Below are 19303 nucleotides of genomic sequence, written 5' to 3' on the forward strand. Positions count from 1 at the left end.
AACGAGGTATTTATTTTACCTCGTTTTTTATTTGTTCTCGTAATAAACGGTTTACTGTTTCACGACGTATACCTATCAGTTGACCAATTTCGGTTTGTGTTAATATTTCATATATAGGAATGTCACCTAAATATAGGGTGAACCATTCTTGTAAACGATGAAGACGTTCTTTCGGAGAGACGGTTGTCAATTGATCAATTCGTTGTTGCATCATTCTTAATTTAGATTGCAATTGCATAGCGATGTTAGCATACGATTCGGGATTTGCTTGAAGTCTCTCGTACCATTCACTACTAGTGATCGGTTCCACTTCTGTTTTTATTAAAGCGATAGCTGTACCGTGATATTTTTTCGGTGAAATTAAAGAATGATGAGGTATCGTTTCACCTGGAACGATAATGTTGAATAAAAATGGTGTTCCGTCTTCTTCTAGCCGAACTACTTTTAATAAGCCTGTTTTTATAAAGTATAAAGGACCGTCCTCGCCTTGACGGAATAGTACATCTCCTTTGTGTAGAATCAATGTTAGCCCCCCATTAATATGTTTCTATTTCTTCTATTTTAGCGTATATGTATATAGACAATATGCTATTTCAACAGCAATTTCATTGACGAAATGTATGCTATTACAGTAGTATACTATTTAGTGTGTAATAGTACTAGCAATGAATACGCTGTAGGGGGTTTAGTATATTGTTAGATGCGATGAGAATGACGGATATGAGAATTCCGGCGAATGCTATCATTCATGTAGAAGAAATGAAAGGTGGAGTCGTTTTATCCGTTGAAGTAGACGGCCAAATTATTTATACGATGGCTTATGATGAAGAAACAGATAGCTATGCTGAATTATATGATCGAAACGATAAGAGGGCGTGCCAAGTACATGAAGACTTCATGGGGTGGTCACTTCTTCATTAAAAAAGATGTCAATATGACATCTTTTTTTATTAAATCGATAGAATATACAAAGAAATGAAATATAAGGATAAAATTTGTAATAATTGATTTTGCATTGTTAGCACTCTGTAACTGCAAGTGAACTATTTTTTCGCTATCATAAAGATAACAGTCGCAGTTATAGGAGTGGTCAACTTGAAGAAAGTACATATTTCAAATTATATGTTATTATGTGTTTGTTTAATTTTATTTGTTCTCCTCGGAGGATTTTTATATTCATGTGTATAAGAAAAACGCATTCTAAAAAGAATACGTTATAAAAGGGAAATAATGATTAATCTAGTTCCAAGAATAATCAACGTAATACGTAATAAATTAATTACGGCGTTACCACTTAGTTTTGTATTAATGTAAGCCCCGATTTTTCCGCCAATCCATGCACCCGGAATCAGGATTAATGCATAAATCCAGCTGACATTTCCAAGTGAGATGTGAGTTGCAGAACTTACAATTGCTGATAGAAATACGATGAACATTGAAGTTGCTACTGCAATATGTGCTGGGAATGCAAAAAGAAGCATCATTGCTGGAACAAGTAAGGCACCGCCACCAATTCCAAATAATCCAGATATAAACCCAACTATAAAGGCGATAAAGATAGCAAGAAACGGTGGGAATTGGTAGTGTACAGTATTTCCATCATTATCTGTAAAAGAACGCTTAATTACAGACGTATTTGAGAGGGAAAGAGGTTTTAATTTGTCTCGAAGCATAAGTAGAATTGAGACGAATATAAGGAAAATCCCAAAGTATAAAGAAAATGTGTCTTGGTTTAAAAATTTATTTGCCCATGATCCGATAATACCACCAGGGCCGCTTCCGATAAATAAAATAAGTCCACTTTTATAATCTACTCGCTTATGCTTCATGTAAGTAAGGGTGGAAGATAGTCCTGTGAAAACGACTGTTACCATAGAAGTCCCTACTGCAAGTTGTGGTGATAAACTGTGTAATCCAATTAATAACGGAACAATAATAATTCCGCCTCCAAGCCCAACTAGGCTGCCGACTGTTCCGGCGATTAGTCCGATGAAAAGTAACATGATGTATTCCAAAATTGCCAACTCCTCTAAATAACTTATCCACCAATTATTATACACGCTTTTTAATGAGAAATAGGCTTGTTCACAAAAAAGTCGTCTTCCTAGAAAAATAAGGAAGACGACTTTTGATTAGAAAACAAAATGTAATAGGTAGTAAAACAGAGCAGCTAAAGAAGCTGAAATAGGAAGTGTAATAACCCATGTAATTAACATGCGTTTTGCAGTTCCCCATTTTACCCCTTTCACACGGTGAGAAGCACCAACCCCTAAAATAGAAGAAGAGATAACGTGCGTCGTACTAACCGGTAAGTGAATGAATGTTGCACCGAAAATAACAAGTGATGATGATAAATCGGCAGCTACACCATTTACAGGACGAATTTTCATAATTTGTCCACCGACAGTTTTAATAATTTTCCATCCGCCGACAGAAGTACCAAGCCCCATTGCGATAGCACAAGATAATTGTACCCAGAACGGGATATCGCTAGAAGTATGATAGTTATTAGCCATAAGAGCCATCGTAATGATTCCCATTGCTTTTTGTGCATCATTCGTACCGTGTGTGTAGGCTTGTAATGCTGCAGTGAAAATCTGGAATATACGGAAGTTCTTATTCGTTTTTGTTAAGTTAAAGTTTTTAAATACTACTTTAAAAATACTGTATACGGTATAACCAATAACGAAAGCGATAATCGGTGAAATGATTAAAGCTTCAATAATTTTAATAAATCCTTTAAGATTTAGCGAGCTAATCCCAGCGGCCGCAATTGCTGCACCTGCGATTGAGCCGATAATTGCATGCGAAGAACTACTTGGAATACCGTAGTACCAAGTAATTAAGTTCCAAGCTATCGCCGCAAGCAAAGCAGCTAAAATTACAAGAGAACCATTTTGTAAGGCGAATGGATCAACGATATCTTTTGTAATCGTTTTTGCTACACCTGTAAATGTCATTGCGCCTAAAAAGTTCATAATAGCCGCCATAATAATGGCATGTCTAGGCTTTAGAGCTTTCGTTGAAACAGCCGTTGCAATAGCGTTTGCTGTATCGTGAAATCCATTGATAAAGTCAAAAGCTAAAGCGCAAATGACTACTAAAACGGTCAGTATCAAGAGTGTATCCATGATCAAACTCCTTACGCGTTCTTCATAATAATTGTTTCTAATACGTTTGCAACGCTTTGACAGCTATCAGCTACTTCTTCAAGCTCTTCGTAAATCTCTTTAAATTGAATAATCTTAATCGGATCTTTTTCACGAGAGAATAAGTTCTTAATCGCATGACGGCGAATATCATCACACTGTGATTCATAATCCTTAATTTTAATCGCATTTGTACGAATGTCGACTAATTTTTTGTTAGACATTAATTCAACAGAGTTTGCAATCTCAATCGCACATTGATTAATTGCTTCTACGAATTTAATCATGTATTCATCAGCTTCTGTAATAGAATACATTTCGAACAGACCAGCACTGTGATCTAATCCGTCTAATACATCATCCATACTCATTGCAAGTTGTAGGATGTCCTCACGCTCAATCGGAGTGATAAACGCTTTGTTTAACTCCATAATGATTTCGTGAATAAATGAGTCACCTTTTGACTCATACTCTTTCATGCGCATAGAAAACTCTTTTAAATCGCTAGCATTTTTAATTTTATACTCCACGAAAAACTGCGCGCCTTCTTTTAAATTTTCGGAAACATTCATTAACATTTCAGAAAATTTATCTTTTTTTGATTTAAAGACCATTATTGTTACCCCCACAAAAGTAATATATGTAAAATATATTGGCTAATCAATTCTAACAAAAAACTGTCGTTTTTTAAAACATTTTATCGAAAAGTTTACAAAAACTTAACATAACTCTCGTTGTTCTATTAATAATATTAATATCCAATAGTGAATATCTTACTTGTAGAATGTCCTTTTCTTGCAAAAAGTATGAATGCAAAAGAAAAGCTTTACACTATAGGAATGACTACGTTATTATAATAAATTTAAAAGGCGGTATATTCTTCCTTTTAAAAAGAAGAGTGTAAATAAATGAAGGAAGTGAACGAATGAAATTGAAGAACACTCATTTTAAAAAAATGCTTGAGTGGTTCAATAAGAGGAAGAAACTTCGTAATTCATTAATTGTATTGGGAAGTGTATTCGTTACTCTATTTATTGCTGTAAATATAATAATTTCCATTCAAGACATATCTGAATTAAAACAAGCTGTTCCACAACCGACTTTAATTTATGATGCAAATAATGAGGTCGCAACTAAATTAGCTTCTTCGAAAACAGAAGGCGTTAAAAGAAAAGATATTCCTGATATTATGGTTCAGGCAATTGTTGCAGTAGAAGATAAGGAATTTTTTAACCATCATGGTATTTATTATAGTGGAATTATAAGTGCGGTTTTTAAAAATATTACAGCAGGAGAAGTTGTAGCAGGGGGAAGTACAATAACACAACAACTTGCGAAAAATGTATTTCTGACACAAGACCGCACATACTCCCGAAAAATAAAGGAATATTTTTTAACGAAAAAAATAGAGCGCACGTATACGAAAGATGAAATCATTGAAATGTATATGAACCAAATTTATTTTGGTGAAGGTGCTTGGGGTATAAAAAGGGCAGCTAAATCTTATTTTGATAAAGATGTAAAAGATTTAACAATTTCAGAAGCTGCAACGATTGCGGGCTTGATTAAAGCACCATCTGCGTATTCACCTTATAAAAACTTTAACAAGTCAATTGAAAGACGTAATGTCGTATTAAGTTTAATGAAAGAGCAAGGGTATATTTCTGACGAACAGTATAATAAAGAAAAAGAGAGCGGACTTGTGTTAAAACGTGGCGTTGATGATAAATACAAGGGAAAATACTCTCAATATGTAGACTATATTGTTAGAGAAGCGATGGAAAAGTACGAATTAACACAAAATGAAATTTTAGCGGGTGGTTATCATATTTATACAGAGCTTGACCCGAAAAAACAACAGGCTGTAGAAGACGTTGTGAATAATGATAGTTATTTCAAAGATAGTGGCTCAGACCAACTTATGCAAACGGGTGTAGTTCTTATGAACCCCAAAACAGGTGGTGTACCAGCTCTAGTTGGAGGCAGAGGGCCGTATCAGTTTTTACAGTTTAACCATGCAACCCAATTAAAAAGACAACCTGGCTCAACGTTAAAGCCTTTGGCTGTATATGTACCAGCGTTAGAACAAGGATATGAAGTATACGATATATTAAAAGATGAACCATTTAACATTAAAGAATATAAACCACAAAATAGCGATCATACTTTTCACGGTGATGTGACAATGTATGAAGCTGTGGCAAAGTCGTACAATGTTTCAGCTGTGTGGCTATTAGAACAAATTGGATTAGATAAAGGATTGAAATCTTTAGAGCGATTTGGTATCCCATTAGTGCCAGAAGATCGTACGTATCCGATTGCTTTAGGCGGTATGCATGTGGGGACATCTCCATTTGTAATGGCTCAAGCATACAGTACATTTGCAAATGATGGAGTCCAAGTGGAAGCTCATGCAATTAGGGAGGTACAAAATGCTGAAGGTGAAACGCTTGGAAAGTGGTATAAGAAAGAGACACGAGTGACGAGCGAGAAAGTCTCTCAAAAGATGACATATTTATTAAAAGGTGTTGTCGAAAAGGGAACGGGCGAAAAGGCGAAAGTTAATAATGTTGATACGGCAGGTAAGACAGGAACTACTCAAATTGTAAATGGCCCGAGCACCGGTGCAAAGGATTCATGGTTTGTTGGATACACGCCAGATTTGGTAGGTGCGATTTGGGTAGGATATGATAAAACAGATAGCGATCATTATGTTCCGGGTGGTAGTCAAATTACGACGACAATGTTCCGGGATATTATGAAAAAAGCAAACGCAAATCCAGCTCAAAAAGCATTCCAGTTATCGCTCATATCTGAGGCTGATTATAAAAAACAATTGACTACAATAGAAGAGGAAAAACGAAGAAAAGAAGAAGAGAAGAGAAGGAAAGAAGAGGAACAACAACGAAAACAAGAGCAACAAGAGTGGCTTGATAAAGTGAAAGAATGGATTCCTTCATTTTGGTAAAAGAAAGAGGCGAATAAAAAAATTCGCCTCTTTTTTTGTATGAAAACAAAATAAAATTTTAATCGGTAGAGATTTTTGTCTATCTTAATTAGCTATTAATCCATATCCGTTGAGATACATGATATTACTCATTAAGTACAATATTCGTACTGCCAAAGGATTCGGAATCGTATGTGACGATTATTTTGCCTTTACTAATAGGTTCGTAAGGCAATTCTTCTTCGTAATTACCATTATTTTCATTGTGGATAGAAAGTGTAATTTCATCGATTTTTTTATTTGTATACTGATCTTTAATCGTTTCAGCGATTTGGAGTAACGCCTCGGAACTAGAAGCTTTCGTAATAAGCATTCCTTTTATAACTTTTTTTTCATTATTTGTTGCATTGGAATAAGGGATGTTGCTTTGTTTTGTATACAAAAGTTTGTATGGAACAGTTTTTCTCTCTGCTTTTGATATAGTGGAATATTTTAGAGTTAAAAAAAATCCTACACATAAAATAATGCATACCATAAGAGCAAACCAAATGCGTATCGGTGACATAACTCTCATTTTTCATCCCTCTTTCATATCTTTGACTTCATTATTTATCATACAAAATGAGGATTAAGATAGAGTAAATTTGAGGTAAAGAAACGTAAAGAAGGAGCACTTATCCTCCCAAACAAGTGCTCCTTTTTATTAAAAGAGAGATTTAATAGTCAATCAAAATCACATCTATTACTTATAAATGTGCCTAGTCCTCCCAAAATATTTTCGGAAATTGTGGTTAGTAAATTCGGAAGACAGATAGTGTCGCAGTTGTATCGCCCGCAGGTCCTTGTTGAGGCCCTTGAGCACCAGTAGTCCCCGTAGTTCCTCCGCCTAGGCAACCAGATCCATATTGAACTAGAATAGCTTGACCAAGAGTTTGAAGAAGTCTAACAAATTCTGTAAGTTCTGACTTAGGGATGTTAATGTGACTGCAAGTTCTGACTTCACAACAATCATTACCATAAAATACTTTTCCTTTATTTTTATTGTTCATCTTTTCATTCTTTTCTTTCATAGAATCATTAGTCATTACTATATATTAAAATGAAATTTATACTAAATTCGTGATGGACAAACTACCATTTCTAAAAAAATAAGAAATTGGCCCACCTAGAAAGAAATAAGTAAGATATAGAGAAAGGTTTATATAATGTAAAGAAGAAAAGTGCAACATAAAAAACTACATGCTAATTGTTGGGAGTGTTTAACAATTGGCATGTAGTTCGTGCATTAGTCCTTTATTTACATTGATTTAATTTTTCAAGGGTTGTTTTAGGTAAGATTGGAATAGAAATAGTGAAAGTTGTACCGTTTGAAGCACTAGTCATTTTGAGCGTGCCGTTATGATTTTGGATGATTTTTTTTGTTACTGACAAGCCTAGTCCTGTTCCCGAATCCTTCGTTGAGAAGAATGGATCAAAGATATATTCTTGAATAGCTGGAGGAATACCAATTCCATTATCTGTGAAAGTAATCCGAACGAAGTTATCAAGGCGATAACTAGTAATTTGAATAGAAAGAGGTTCGTCGCCTTGAGCATCGACGGCATTTTGAAATAGATTTAAAAACACTTGAACAAGTTCATGTCGATCAATATTGACTAAAATATCATCTAATTCATTAGAGAAGTTATAATCAATTGAAATATTATGCAAGGAAACTTCACTAACTAGTAACTGTTGAATATACTCACGTAAAAATGTATTAATGGGAAAGGGTTCTCTTTTAAATTCACGTGTTTTTGAAAGAGATAAAAATTTTGTAATGATACTATTTGCTCGATCTAATTCAGGAATAAGTAAATTTTTAAATAGTTCTTTATTAGATGGAGAAACACTTTCTTGTAAAAATTGTAAATATCCTCGTACTGTTGTAAGAGGATTTCGTACTTCGTGTGCAATTCCAGCTGCGATTCGCCCTGCTAACGAAAACTTCTCTGCATCACGTTCTGTATTTAAATAATGAAAGACACTAATAACTCTAAAAATCTCCCCGTTATAATCACGAATAATTCGGTTATTTATAATGCCATAGTTTTTGTCTAAAACTTCTTCATTATATATTTCTGTTCCCGTTTTTAATGTTTCAATCGCTTTAATTTTTTCTTCCGGCAAGTTTAGTAATTGTTGAATCGGTTTTCCGATAATATCATTTCGTATTACACCGAAATCATCTGCAGCAACTTGATTACATAAAGTAATATTCCCTTTACTATCGACAAAGGTTACATGATGTGAAAAGGCATCAAAAATATGTACAAAGTGTTTTTCGAGTTGTTCAAATAAAAATAATGAATCACAAGTAAGTTGAAAATGAGCCTCTTTATTTTCTTTTGGTATTTCTTGAATGGAATGGGTTGTTCTAGTTTTCTTTATTCGTAAACCAATATGTGGATTTTTGTATGTGAAATGATGTGGTAATTGATTCACAAGTTCTTCATAAAAACGTACTTTATTTTCTAGTTCTTCAATTCGTTTTTCATGAGATACAGTAGCATCGTTTGGAAGCATAAATAAATAACCCCTCATTTTAAAAATTCTTCCATATAGTATATCATATTTTTATAAGGATACTCTTAAAGAAAAGGCTACATGATGCAAAGTGTTTGGAAAGTGAATAGAAGATGAAGTTAAAAAGGGAGGGGTATATGTGCTGTTTATTGGAGTGACAGGATGGGGAGATCATGATTCTTTATACATAAATCCCTATGAAAATAGAAATAAATTACGAACATACAGCGAGTATTTTCCTATAGTAGAAGTGGATAGCTCATTTTATGCGATGCAACCTGCACGAAACTATACAAAATGGGCAATGGAAACACCGAAAGATTTTTCTTTTATCGTAAAAGCATATCAAGGAATGACAGGACATATGAAAGGTGAAATTCCTTTTTCTACGTTCGATGAGATGTTTGATGTATATAAACAATCTATTCTTCCTTTAATTGAAGCTGGTAAATTAAAAACGATTTTATTTCAATATCCACCATGGTTTGATTGTAAAAAGAAAAATGTAGATTTTCTCCGATATACAAAAGAAAAAATGGAAGGTTTGCCGTGTGCGATAGAATTTCGAAATCAAACATGGTTTTATCCAAAAATGAGAGATAAGACGTTACAGTTCCTAGAGCAGGAGAAATGGATTCATACAATTTGTGATGAGCCGCAGGCAGGGATGGGTTCAGTACCGCTTGTATTAGAAGTAACGAATGCAGAGATGGTGTTAATACGTTTTCATGGCCGGAATGTTCATGGCTGGCTTGATAAAGGGGAAAATTGGAGAGCGGTGCGTTGCTTATATCGCTACAACAATAAAGAATTAGAAGAATGGGTAGAAAGACTAGAACAATTAAAAAAGAAGACAAAGGACATATACGTACTATTTAACAATAATTCGGGCGGCGATGCAGCTGATAATGCGAAACAGCTTATGAAAATGATGAACATTACATATGGTGAGCCAAAGCCTGAGCAATTAAATTTGTTTGAGTGATAATAAACAAGAAAGGCAATGTACAAACAGGGGGAATGTACATTGCCTTTCTATATGAAAAAGAGGGGTAACAATGTTACTGAGCGTTTGGTTGATTCATCAATTGTTGGCTTCGTAATAAATGATAATGGTTATCATTATCATTGTCAATGGTTTTCCGAAAAATAAATAAAAAACTTTTTATATTTTAAATAGAGATAAAAAAAGAACAGCAATTAATGCTGTTCTTTTCCAGTGATGAATTGTTGTAAATCAAAAGGAGTTATCGCTTGGATAAATTCTTTTGAGATAAGTGTTTGAACAAGAGTACTCTCAGAAATAGAAGCACCTGTTTTCTTTTCGTAAGCTTGTTTTAATAAATCAAGTTTTTCAGCCGTTTCTTTCGGTAATTCAATTGTTAAAGTGTTCATAATTTCTCCCCCTTACTATTAGAGTACCACTACAATATAGGAGAGACAAGAAAAGAGAATGTGAAACATAAAAAAGGTTACCATTTATAAATGGTAACCTTTTTTATGTATAAGAGTTATTAAGCAATACCGATATACTTTAAAGTTTTTGATGGAGTACTATGATCAAAGAAGTGTTGTAAAAATGCGATATCAACACCTGATTTGTATGCACAATATCCCCAAGTCTTTCGAAGTGTATGTGAGCTAATCCCTTCTAATCCAACTTCTTTTGCGGCTTTGTTTAAAATGTACCATGCATGTTGTCTCGTAATAGATTTTGTTCCTTTTTGAGATTTTAACAATGGTTCATTACGTTTCCAAGTTTTACGTTCTTTCATGTAGTCTTCGATTGCGTGCTGTAAGTCTTCATTTACAGCAAACCATTTATGTTTCTTCACTTTTTCATTGTAAAATAAAATGGAATGGCGTACATTTTCATTTTCATCGATTACATCACTAACTTTTAATTGTAAGATTTCACTTACTTTTAAGCCAGAATTTACAGCTAATACGAATAATAAGCCATCACGTTTCGAAGATTGTAAAAGTATATTTTTGATAGTTTCTAATTGTTTTTCATTTTGAATAGGTTGTCCTGCTTGTTTCATTTCACGCACTCTCCTCTTTTATATGTGTAAAGGAAAGGATTAACTTGTTTCTTACTATAAAGGGAGAGTGTGAATTTCATGTGAACTCCTAGTGAAATTAAGACAAATTATTTGACTTCTTTTACTTTTTGTAAATTGAAATAGAATACAACACTGTTAGTCGTATTATACACACCATACTCGGCATGATGGAGGTCTAAAATGTTTTTTACAATAGATAATCCGAGACCGGTACCTCCAGTGTGACGGCTACGCGATGCATCTAGACGATAGAAGCGATCCCAAATTTTTTCAAGACTTTCTTCAGGGATAGGGTTTCCTGTATTCTCGATTTCGACTTTTACGGTATCTTCTGCTTCTATAATGGAGACTTGTATTTTTTCTCCCTCTGGCGTATAACGGATTGCATTACTTAGTAAGTTCACAACTACTTGCTCAATGCGACTGCGATTTGCTTTAACAAGTATAGAAGAGTCTGCATCGATGTTCACTTGTAAATGTTTTTCTTCCATGCTAAATAATAATTTTGTGTAGACTTGTTGCGTTAATTCACCGATTGAGAACGTCGTCATATCTAGTTTGTAAGTACCAGATTCCAACTTTGCTAATTCTAACATTTCAACAATCAGCCTGTTCATATTTTCTGTTTCTTCTAAAATAACATCAGTATAATACGAAGTATCCTTACTAACACCATCTTTAATTCCTTCTGCAAAACTTCTAATTACACTTAGCGGTGTTTTTAATTCGTGTGATACGCCAGAAATGAATTCTTTTCTTGTTTTTTCTAATTGACGTTCACGTTCAATATCTTGTTGTAACTTTGTATTAGCAACATTTAATCGATCGATTCGATCTTTTAAATTTACAGATAATGTATTGATACTGCCAGAAAGCCCGCCAATTTCATCGTCAGCTGTAACAGGTAATTTCTCGCTGAAATCAAAATTAGCCATTTTTTTTGTAACACGATTTATTTTAATTAATGGCTTAACAATGATTTTTGAGTAGTAGAAGGATAACAAAATAATTACGAGAAACACGATGATTAAGGCATAGACATAATAATCTTTTAAAACGAGCATCGCTTCATTAACAGGCTGCAAAGATGCTATCGCAAAAGCGTATTCTGTAATCCTTCCATTTTCTATAATCGGTTTTACAAAGATACTATTTTTTATATTTTCTCCGCCATCTAATATGAAAGTACTTAATTGGTTCGAGTTAGAAGTTCCCTCTCTAATCATATCTGCAAAATATTGAACGGCTTGTAATGTTTCAATATCATTTGCAAGACGAACCTCCGCTTTGGATGGGAGCTGTAACTTAGTTATAACACCTGTAAAGACAATTCGAGTTGTAGATTTGTATCGGCTTGCAAGTCTGTTCTTAGAAGGGTTACCATTAATTGACTGAAAATCCGAATAGAAATGTTCGTTCTGCCATTGATTATAATTCGTTCCTAATTTTTGTGGTGTGATTATATTATTCTCTTGTACGACTCCATCAACATTGATTATTACATCTTTTTTTAAACCTAAATTTTCGAATTTATTATATTCTTCTGGTGTTAAAAGATTATTGAGTGGAATGGAATACTGTTTATTATTGTTGGGATTAAATACATCGATATAGTAATTGTTATCACTTTTAATAATACCGTTAGAATCCAAAAACTGCATATCGGCATTTGTTTTATCATGAAATTCTTGTTTTAGTTTTCTAACCTGCTCATAACTTTTATCACTTTTATCATAATTATCTACGAATTTTTCAAAAGCAGTTTGGACTGTTTTTACTTTCTTATTAATATAAAATTTCTCTAAAAATAGAGATTGTCCTAGGAAAAAAAGTAGGAATATGATTGTAAATAAAGTGGATGTTAATAAAAATAGTTTAAAGACGATACTTCTGTTTTTCACTGCGTCACCTCTTATGAGAAATACTGTAAATGATTTCTTTATCCCGCTTTAACGGGCAATAAGACTCCCACTTCAAAATTCGGCGAATACAAGGGAGTTAGGAGGGAGATCAATTGCCCGTAAAATCCGATTGGTTCAACTAATAATCAGTGGGGGATGGAAAAAACCTCCACTGATTAAAGTTTCACTTCATTATAACAAACGTTACAAGAAAGTAGAGGGGAGAAATCTGTCTCTTTATAAAGTAGTTATTTATAAAAAGTCACATAAAAAGAACTCGCCAGACGTATGACAAGTTCTTTAGTGTATTATTGTTGAATTGCTGCATCTAAAGCGATTTCAATCATTTCGTTAAATGTAGTTTGACGCTCTTCAGATGTTGTTTCTTCGCCAGTGAAGATGTGATCGCTAACTGTTAATACAGATAATGCATTTACACCGTATTTCGCTGCTAATGTGTAAAGAGCAGTTGTTTCCATTTCTACTGCTAATACACCGTAATCTCCAAGTTTTTTAACCATGTCCATGCTTTCACGATAAAACACATCTGCTGTTAAAACGTTACCGACACGAACGTGTAATCCTTTTTCAGTTCCAGCATCATAAGCTTTCTTTAAAAGGTCAAAGTTTGCAGCTGGTGCAAAATCAAATCCTGGGAATGTTAAACGGTTCATATTAGAATCAGTACAAGCCGTCATTGCGATAATAACATCACGAACTTTTACATCTTTTTGAATTGCACCGCAAGTTCCAACGCGAATTAAATTTTTAACTCCGTAGCTTTGGATTAATTCGTTTACATAAATAGAAATAGAAGGAACACCCATACCTGTACCTTGAACAGATACACGTTTTCCTTTATAAGTTCCAGTGAAACCTAACATACCACGCACATTATTATAGCAAGTAACGTCCTCTAGAAATGTTTCAGCGATATATTTTGCACGTAATGGATCACCAGGTAATAGAATAGATTCAGCGATTTCGCCTTGTTTTGCTTCGATATGTACACTCATAAAAAAGTCCTCCTTATAATGTATTGATAGAAATCAATATCATTTGCATTATACACTACGAATCCTTTCAATTAAAATCTTTTTATTATTTGTAATATGTACAAAATAGGAGGATTTCATAAATCATAATCTAGAATATATATCTTAAGAAGTTTTGTATGAATAGAGACAATAAAAATGGTAGGTGATGTTTTGAAAAATCTTGTCATTGGGCTTATTGCGTTAGTACTTATTGTGGCAGGAGGATTTTACATAAAAAAATATCAAGAAAACGAAGAGACTGTAGGAGATGTTCAGGAAGTAAAGTGGGATGTTTCAAATGGAAAGGGAAATGAGAAAGTAGATATTGTATTTCAGTTGTTAAACAACAAGAATAATGAAATTCGTGGTGTAAATGATCAAATGCGGGCAGTGATTGTAGATGGACAGTTAAAAAACATACAACAAATTAAACCCACATTTGCAGGGAACGGGTCATATAAGTTATCTTCCAAAATAGCGAAAGACGAAGAATATACAATATTTTTATACGAAGACAAAAATAAGTCCGTAGAGTCATTCGCTAGGAAGAATTTTGGTAGAACGAAAGAGGAGAACAATAAGAAAAAAGTGAAATTTCCAATCGACAGTGTACTTACAAAAAAAATAGGAGAGTATGAAGTTTCTCTTTTATTTGGCGCATTACATCCGAATGAACCAGTTACGTTAACATTTCAGTTTCAATCGAAAAAGGGTGAAAAATTGAAATTGCATTCAGAGAGAGGAGAAGTAGAGTCACTCTATATAGTGGATGAAACGAAGGAGAATTTTTTATACGCTATGCCTGTAGATACGGATGAGCAATTACAATACCGAATTACATTTCCTGCCGAGGGCACGTATAAAATGTGGGGGAATTTCTATATAAATGGTAAGAAGTATGAAAAAGAATTTATTGTACAAGTTCAAAAAAGAAAAAACAGCTAAGAATTTAGCTGTTTTTTCTTTTTCCTATTAATTTTGTTACAGAGAGCATTGTAATTGGTAAAGAATGATTCTTCCTAAATGCTAAATATTTACCGCTCCATGCTGGTTTATATTTTTCTTTAAAATGTCGTAATCCGCTGAAACTATACGTATAACGAACGTTATTAAAGATTGCAGCAGCCACTCGTTCAGACCAGAAAGACTGTGTGGATAAACCAACATTTGAAAGTGGTGCCATACCGATATTAAAGGAGTGGTATTCATTTTCTTTTGCCCACTGGAATAAGTGGATGAAAATTGCGTCCATAATGCCGCTAGGCGCATCTGGATAATATCGCATTAAATCGACAGATAATAATCCGTTTTGATATACAGGCATGAATGTTGTGAATGCAATAATTTTTCCATCCGCATCAGATAATGTTGCGATAGGAGCGCGACTAATATATTCACGATCGAAGTATCCGAGTGAAAAACCTTTCTCTTTTTTTCCACCAAGCCATGCATCTGAAACTTTTCTTAACTCTTCATATAATTCGTCGGAGAAAGGTGGCTCATGAATAGAGAATGTATAGCCTTCTCTTTCAAAACGGTTGAAAGTAGCTCGCATGCCAGCGCGTTTCTTTCCTGTTATTGTAAAGGTATTTAAATCAACAACAGCTTCTTCACCAAGCTTAAAGAAGTTATAACCAAAATCGTGGTATAAACTCATCCATTTACTTTCAATTTGATAGAATACACAAATGTATCCAAATCGATCAGCCTCAGCTAAAAACTCTTGCAATACAGTACGATAGGAGGAAGGGTCCCCAATTGGATCACCCAGTACAATAAGTCGTTTTCCAGTTATTGAGAAGAGAATGAGTGCTTTTCCATCACTACTGAAAAAGAACTGTTTATCTCCTAAAAAACCTAAATGACTAAGTACATTTCCGCCATGTTCATCTAAGAAGTTTTGTAATCGTTTATCATTAGCTGGTTGCCCGGGAAATTCATTTCGATAACGATTTGCAATGAGTGAACCAATTAGTAAAAAAGTAGGAACAAAAAAGGCAGCTGCTAATGCACTTCGTTTCACTTGTGTAATATTACGAACGACAAAATCAGGTTTGAAAGCTTCTTTTGCACCTGCAAATAAAATACCTAAGTTTTTATATAAATATAACGTTACAAGTAGGAATATAAAAACTTTTACGATATCGGAAAGTGAGACTTCCATTTTCTCACGTACAAACCTTTTACGAAGCATATACAATACAGCGAGTACGATTAATAAAATAAAAGTTTCTTCAACATCAATTCCTTTTAGTGTGTTAAAAATAGCCGCTCCAATTAAAGAAACAATCGTCATATAATAAGAACGTTTTGTTCCGTAATATATCCCCCGCGAAAGAATGAGGAGGAGAATACCGAATGTTAGGGATAAGCTAAAAGAAAATTGAATAAGATGTTTTGGAGCTAGAATATGTAAGGCGTGTGCCCGATTTATACTTGTCGGTAGAATGGTTGATAAAATAACCATTAAGCCAGCAAATACTGTTAAAGCAGCAGATGCCCAAGAACCTAACTTTCCTAGAAAGTCACGCTGCAAAGTCCATATAACACCAGTTGTCTCTAATGCAGGCGCAATAAAAGGTTTATCTTCAAACTTTTTAATGGCTACTCCTGTCATTTCAAAAGCTGCAAAAATGAGACCAAGGCAGAAGGGTAAGATGTAATAGACGAGACGATATAATAACATAGCAGGGAGTAAAACACCTGTATCGATGCCGTATTGCCCAAGCCCAGTTAAGAAGACAAGATCAAATGATCCAAGGCCACCAGGAACAAGGCTAACGACACCAGCTAAAGCAGCAATAACATATACGCCTAAAAACTTTTGGAATTCGATTTCAATGCCAAATAATAGTAATATGACGTACATAACAATACCAGCAGATACCCATTCGACTAATGAAACTAATGAGTATAAAACAGTTGGGTTTTTCTCCTCTTCTTCTTGTTCCTCTGTTTGCGTTGCTTTTCTATTTTTTAATTTAGAAAATCCGATATATATAGGGACGAAAAGAGCGAAGAAGATAAGAACAGGCCATAGCCATGGTTTTTCATGCAAAATAAATCTCGTGTCTAATATTCCGATAAGACCAAGAAATGAAAGAATGGCTAATCCATTAATAAAGGCAGTTGTCATCCAAGCGATACTTTTAATAAGTTTTCCATTTTCTTTTATATATGGACGATAAAGCATTGTGCGTACGCCGGCTCCAACAAGACCACCAAACCCGATAAATCCATTTAAAGTATTAGCAATCCACGAGATACGGAAAATCTTTTGGACAGGAATATCAGCTTTTAAGTAACGAAGCATAACATAGTCATAAAAGAACATTGTTGATACAGCGAATGCACCAAGTGTAATTGCTAAAAAGACTCCTCCAGTTGGAATGTTTTTAATTGTATCAATCGCTTCTAAAAAAGAAATGCCCGCTAATTCTTTTTTTGCTTGAAAGAATACAATTGTTAATACAACAAATGGGAAGATAATTTTCCCGATTTGTAAGAAACGTTTCCATGAAAACGACATAAATACAACTCTCCTTGTATAAGAAAACTGAGACAATAATATTATTATGACAAACTTCAAGAAAAATAAAAAGGTAATTTCCTGTATAGGGGAGCTATTTTTTATATAGGTATATTTAAAAGAATATTTAGTTTATCAGAAAATTAAGTTAGAATAAGGTGAAAGAAGGGTGAGGGGGGAGTATATGATTATAAAAGGTTACGTAGGATATGAGTTAGAAAAAGAGAAACCTAATACATCACAAGATTTTTTTAACAGATCTGAAGTGACATATATATTAAATGGTAAAGAGAAAACTTTTTCGGTTTTATACGTTCGATATTTTGAAGAAGTTTTACAAGAAATTACTCCTTTTGAAGGAAATCCAGTGTATAAAGTAGAAGAACAAAACATATATTTGCGCGATATTGTAGCGATATGTTGTTTAATGAAAGATAAGGAGCTTCGTGGGCAAAAACGTTTGTATTTAAATAATATGGAAGAATTTCAACAATATTTTGATGAGGGAACGGTGTCGAAAGTACAAGAAATATTGGCTGAATTACATAAAAATAAAAGAGTAGAAATAGCGTGAAATGGCAAAGGAGAGAGAAAAAAATGTCTAATTTGATGGTTGAAAATCAAACAGAACAAGTTTCTATATTTTTAGAAGATGCTATTAATTTGATAACCAATTATGTAAATTATCATACGTTACCTTCTTTATTAGAGGAAACACCAGCAGGGAATGAGCGATATTATAAAGGGTTATTAGCATCAATGAGACGACTTCTCGTTTTTTGCGAAGAAGGACAGGATGCATGTTTTGTTTTGTTGAATAGCCAGCCATTTCGAAAAACAGCAGCTGAAAAAATTTTATATAAGATTTACCATCAAGTAATTGCAGAGTTTTTTTCACCGAAGAGTGATCATTGGTATGAAAATAGTCGGTCTGCATATACAGGGAAAAATTCTATCGTTTTTCAACAAACACCACCTGCATCTTTAGAGCAAGTGATGAAGAGTTTAGAAGGTAAATTTCAATTGATGCGTGAAGAACTAGAATATTATGAGACGGATTATCAGACAAAGATGTTACACAAATATTGATTGAGGAAAAGAAGCTAAGGTGACTTAGCTTCTTTTCCTTTTGTACAGTTATATAAGGGATTTTCATTGAATATAGTTAAGTGGATAGCATTAGGGAGGTGCAACATGAATCAGCAAGGTGTATTTACAGATTACTTTCATGAAGTAGAAAATTGGTGTGAAAGTGTTCTTCACGTATTAGATAGTCGCGCAATGGAAGTGTATGATGTCCATATGCTTGCGTATAAAATTCAGACGTTATTAGAGCGTATGAAAGAGCATGAGTATGAAACAGATGCAGAGTTTATGTATGAAATAAGCGATGATGTAGAACATATTCAGCATCACTTGCAGGAAGTATTTATGCAAGAAGAAGAGGAATATGAATTATATGAAAGAGGGGATAGTGAACGAGCTGTCCCAATTGGAGGACATACACTCCCGCCATTACCTTATCCATATAATGCGTTAGAACCGTATATTTCTAAAGAAATTATGATGTTACATCATGATAAACATCATCGGAGTTACGTGGAAGGATTAAATAAAGCAGAGAAGATGATGGAAGAAGCGAGAAAAACAAATAAATTTGATTTAATTAAGCATTGGGAAAGGGAAGCGGCTTTTCATGGGTCAGGTCATTACTTACACACGATATTTTGGAATAACATGAAAAAAGACGGTGGTGGAAGTCCAAGAGGAACTTTTTCACAACAAATTGAACAAGATTTTGGGAGCTTTTTACGTTTCCAAAAACATTTTACAGAAGCAGCCTCTAAAGTAGAAGGTTCAGGCTGGGCAATTCTCGTTTGGGTACCCCGGTCTGGAAGGTTAGAAATTTTGCAAAGTACACTTCATCAATTATTTACACAATGGGATACGATACCGCTCCTTGTACTAGATGTCTGGGAACATGCGTATTATTTACAATACCAAAATCGAAAAGATGAATATATTAAAAACTGGTGGAATGTTGTAAATTGGCCTGATGTAGAAAAAAGGTTTGAAACTGCGAAACAAATTGAATGGACACCATATTAG

At 34.0% G+C, this 19303-nt stretch carries 19 protein-coding genes; 7 read left to right on the top strand and 12 right to left on the bottom strand.

The window, feature by feature from the left end; translation table 11 throughout:
- Positions 1-10: 10 nt before the first annotated feature.
- Positions 11-523: a Crp/Fnr family transcriptional regulator gene (locus tag V7S45_RS07130; protein ID WP_342761701.1), complete on the bottom strand. Its 513-nt coding sequence runs from the start codon at positions 521-523 to the stop codon at positions 11-13.
- Positions 524-693: 170 nt separating this feature from the next.
- Here V7S45_RS07130 and V7S45_RS07135 point away from each other — a divergent pair, with 170 nt between their 5' ends.
- Positions 694-921 carry a hypothetical protein gene (locus V7S45_RS07135; protein WP_000883009.1) on the top strand — a complete coding sequence of 76 codons (228 nt, stop codon included), beginning with the start codon at positions 694-696 and terminating at the stop codon, positions 919-921.
- Positions 922-1214: 293 nt separating this feature from the next.
- Here the strand turns inward: V7S45_RS07135 and V7S45_RS07140 are convergent, their stop codons facing one another.
- The 3 genes from V7S45_RS07140 to V7S45_RS07150 all read right to left on the bottom strand — a co-directional run bounded on the left by V7S45_RS07140 (position 1215) and on the right by V7S45_RS07150 (position 3763).
- Entirely contained in the window at positions 1215-2015 is an 801-nt protein-coding gene (locus tag V7S45_RS07140) for a sulfite exporter TauE/SafE family protein (RefSeq protein ID WP_000455762.1), read from the bottom strand.
- 117 nt (positions 2016-2132) lie between these two features.
- Positions 2133-3131, bottom strand: coding sequence for an inorganic phosphate transporter (locus tag V7S45_RS07145; RefSeq protein ID WP_000380273.1), 999 nt, complete (start codon positions 3129-3131; stop codon positions 2133-2135).
- An 11-nt stretch (positions 3132-3142) separates the two neighbouring features.
- The gene (locus V7S45_RS07150) at positions 3143-3763 is read right to left on the bottom strand and encodes a DUF47 domain-containing protein (protein ID WP_000231449.1); all 621 of its coding nucleotides are present in this window, start codon (positions 3761-3763) and stop codon (positions 3143-3145) included.
- A 311-nt stretch (positions 3764-4074) separates the two neighbouring features.
- Here V7S45_RS07150 and V7S45_RS07155 point away from each other — a divergent pair, with 311 nt between their 5' ends.
- A complete protein-coding gene (locus V7S45_RS07155) occupies positions 4075-6117 on the top strand; it encodes a PBP1A family penicillin-binding protein (RefSeq protein ID WP_088344771.1) in 2043 nt (680 codons plus the stop codon).
- A gap of 124 nt (positions 6118-6241) precedes the next feature.
- Here V7S45_RS07155 and V7S45_RS07160 read toward each other — a convergent pair whose 3' ends face one another.
- The 3 genes from V7S45_RS07160 to V7S45_RS07170 all read right to left on the bottom strand — a co-directional run bounded on the left by V7S45_RS07160 (position 6242) and on the right by V7S45_RS07170 (position 8661).
- Positions 6242-6670 (bottom strand): hypothetical protein, encoded by a 429-nt coding sequence (locus V7S45_RS07160; protein WP_025689008.1) that lies wholly within the window; start codon positions 6668-6670, stop codon positions 6242-6244.
- A gap of 217 nt (positions 6671-6887) precedes the next feature.
- Positions 6888-7166, bottom strand: a complete 279-nt coding sequence (locus V7S45_RS07165) for a hypothetical protein (RefSeq protein WP_025689010.1) — start codon at positions 7164-7166, stop codon at positions 6888-6890.
- Positions 7167-7389: 223 nt separating this feature from the next.
- On the bottom strand, positions 7390-8661 hold the full coding sequence (locus tag V7S45_RS07170; RefSeq protein ID WP_025689012.1) for an ATP-binding protein: 1272 nt from the start codon (positions 8659-8661) through the stop codon (positions 7390-7392).
- Positions 8662-8800: 139 nt separating this feature from the next.
- Between V7S45_RS07170 and V7S45_RS07175 the strand changes: the two genes are divergently transcribed.
- On the top strand, positions 8801-9646 hold the full coding sequence (locus V7S45_RS07175; RefSeq protein WP_025689014.1) for a DUF72 domain-containing protein: 846 nt from the start codon (positions 8801-8803) through the stop codon (positions 9644-9646).
- 215 nt (positions 9647-9861) lie between these two features.
- On the opposite strand, the gene V7S45_RS07180 is transcribed toward V7S45_RS07175, so the two are convergent.
- The 4 genes from V7S45_RS07180 to deoD all read right to left on the bottom strand — a co-directional run bounded on the left by V7S45_RS07180 (position 9862) and on the right by deoD (position 13644).
- A complete protein-coding gene (locus V7S45_RS07180; protein WP_001094858.1) occupies positions 9862-10056 on the bottom strand; it encodes a DUF3924 domain-containing protein in 195 nt (64 codons plus the stop codon).
- Positions 10057-10175: 119 nt separating this feature from the next.
- A complete protein-coding gene (locus V7S45_RS07185) occupies positions 10176-10706 on the bottom strand; it encodes a tyrosine-type recombinase/integrase (RefSeq protein ID WP_000806236.1) in 531 nt (176 codons plus the stop codon).
- 107 nt (positions 10707-10813) lie between these two features.
- Positions 10814-12628, bottom strand: a complete 1815-nt coding sequence (locus V7S45_RS07190) for a HAMP domain-containing sensor histidine kinase (protein ID WP_000797518.1) — start codon at positions 12626-12628, stop codon at positions 10814-10816.
- Positions 12629-12936: 308 nt separating this feature from the next.
- Entirely contained in the window at positions 12937-13644 is a 708-nt protein-coding gene (gene deoD, locus V7S45_RS07195; protein WP_000110707.1) for a purine-nucleoside phosphorylase, read from the bottom strand.
- Positions 13645-13821: 177 nt separating this feature from the next.
- On the opposite strand from deoD, the gene V7S45_RS07200 reads away from it, so the two are divergent.
- Positions 13822-14610: a hypothetical protein gene (locus tag V7S45_RS07200; protein ID WP_342761702.1), complete on the top strand. Its 789-nt coding sequence runs from the start codon at positions 13822-13824 to the stop codon at positions 14608-14610.
- A 4-nt stretch (positions 14611-14614) separates the two neighbouring features.
- On the opposite strand, the gene mprF is transcribed toward V7S45_RS07200, so the two are convergent.
- Positions 14615-17194 (bottom strand): bifunctional lysylphosphatidylglycerol flippase/synthetase MprF, encoded by a 2580-nt coding sequence (gene mprF / locus V7S45_RS07205; RefSeq protein ID WP_025687633.1) that lies wholly within the window; start codon positions 17192-17194, stop codon positions 14615-14617.
- Positions 17195-17378: 184 nt separating this feature from the next.
- Here mprF and V7S45_RS07210 point away from each other — a divergent pair, with 184 nt between their 5' ends.
- The 3 genes from V7S45_RS07210 to V7S45_RS07220 all read left to right on the top strand — a co-directional run bounded on the left by V7S45_RS07210 (position 17379) and on the right by V7S45_RS07220 (position 19303).
- Positions 17379-17768 (top strand): hypothetical protein, encoded by a 390-nt coding sequence (locus V7S45_RS07210; RefSeq protein WP_342761703.1) that lies wholly within the window; start codon positions 17379-17381, stop codon positions 17766-17768.
- Positions 17769-17791: 23 nt separating this feature from the next.
- Positions 17792-18283: a YpuI family protein gene (locus V7S45_RS07215; RefSeq protein ID WP_000067557.1), complete on the top strand. Its 492-nt coding sequence runs from the start codon at positions 17792-17794 to the stop codon at positions 18281-18283.
- 105 nt (positions 18284-18388) lie between these two features.
- Positions 18389-19303: a superoxide dismutase gene (locus V7S45_RS07220; RefSeq protein ID WP_001075741.1), complete on the top strand. Its 915-nt coding sequence runs from the start codon at positions 18389-18391 to the stop codon at positions 19301-19303.

Source organism: Bacillus sp. BR3(2024) (genome assembly GCF_039134555.1).
Lineage (GTDB): Bacteria > Bacillota > Bacilli > Bacillales > Bacillaceae_G > Bacillus_A > Bacillus_A cereus.

What these genes read in the sequence shown, in the direction of transcription:
- V7S45_RS07145 (WP_000380273.1), bottom strand. Translation starts at nt 3,131, where the DNA reads ATGGATACACTCTTGATACTGACCGTTTTAGTAGTCATTTGCGCTTTA.
- V7S45_RS07150 (WP_000231449.1), bottom strand. Translation starts at nt 3,763, where the DNA reads ATGGTCTTTAAATCAAAAAAAGATAAATTTTCTGAAATGTTAATGAAT.
- V7S45_RS07155 (WP_088344771.1), top strand. Translation starts at nt 4,075, where the DNA reads ATGAAATTGAAGAACACTCATTTTAAAAAAATGCTTGAGTGGTTCAAT.
- V7S45_RS07160 (WP_025689008.1), bottom strand. Translation starts at nt 6,670, where the DNA reads ATGAGAGTTATGTCACCGATACGCATTTGGTTTGCTCTTATGGTATGC.
- V7S45_RS07165 (WP_025689010.1), bottom strand. Translation starts at nt 7,166, where the DNA reads ATGAAAGAAAAGAATGAAAAGATGAACAATAAAAATAAAGGAAAAGTA.
- V7S45_RS07170 (WP_025689012.1), bottom strand. Translation starts at nt 8,661, where the DNA reads ATGCTTCCAAACGATGCTACTGTATCTCATGAAAAACGAATTGAAGAA.
- V7S45_RS07180 (WP_001094858.1), bottom strand. Translation starts at nt 10,056, where the DNA reads ATGAACACTTTAACAATTGAATTACCGAAAGAAACGGCTGAAAAACTT.
- V7S45_RS07185 (WP_000806236.1), bottom strand. Translation starts at nt 10,706, where the DNA reads ATGAAACAAGCAGGACAACCTATTCAAAATGAAAAACAATTAGAAACT.
- deoD (WP_000110707.1), bottom strand. Translation starts at nt 13,644, where the DNA reads ATGAGTGTACATATCGAAGCAAAACAAGGCGAAATCGCTGAATCTATT.
- V7S45_RS07200 (WP_342761702.1), top strand. Translation starts at nt 13,822, where the DNA reads ATGGTAGGTGATGTTTTGAAAAATCTTGTCATTGGGCTTATTGCGTTA.
- mprF (WP_025687633.1), bottom strand. Translation starts at nt 17,194, where the DNA reads ATGTCGTTTTCATGGAAACGTTTCTTACAAATCGGGAAAATTATCTTC.
- V7S45_RS07210 (WP_342761703.1), top strand. Translation starts at nt 17,379, where the DNA reads ATGATTATAAAAGGTTACGTAGGATATGAGTTAGAAAAAGAGAAACCT.
- V7S45_RS07215 (WP_000067557.1), top strand. Translation starts at nt 17,792, where the DNA reads ATGTCTAATTTGATGGTTGAAAATCAAACAGAACAAGTTTCTATATTT.
- V7S45_RS07220 (WP_001075741.1), top strand. Translation starts at nt 18,389, where the DNA reads ATGAATCAGCAAGGTGTATTTACAGATTACTTTCATGAAGTAGAAAAT.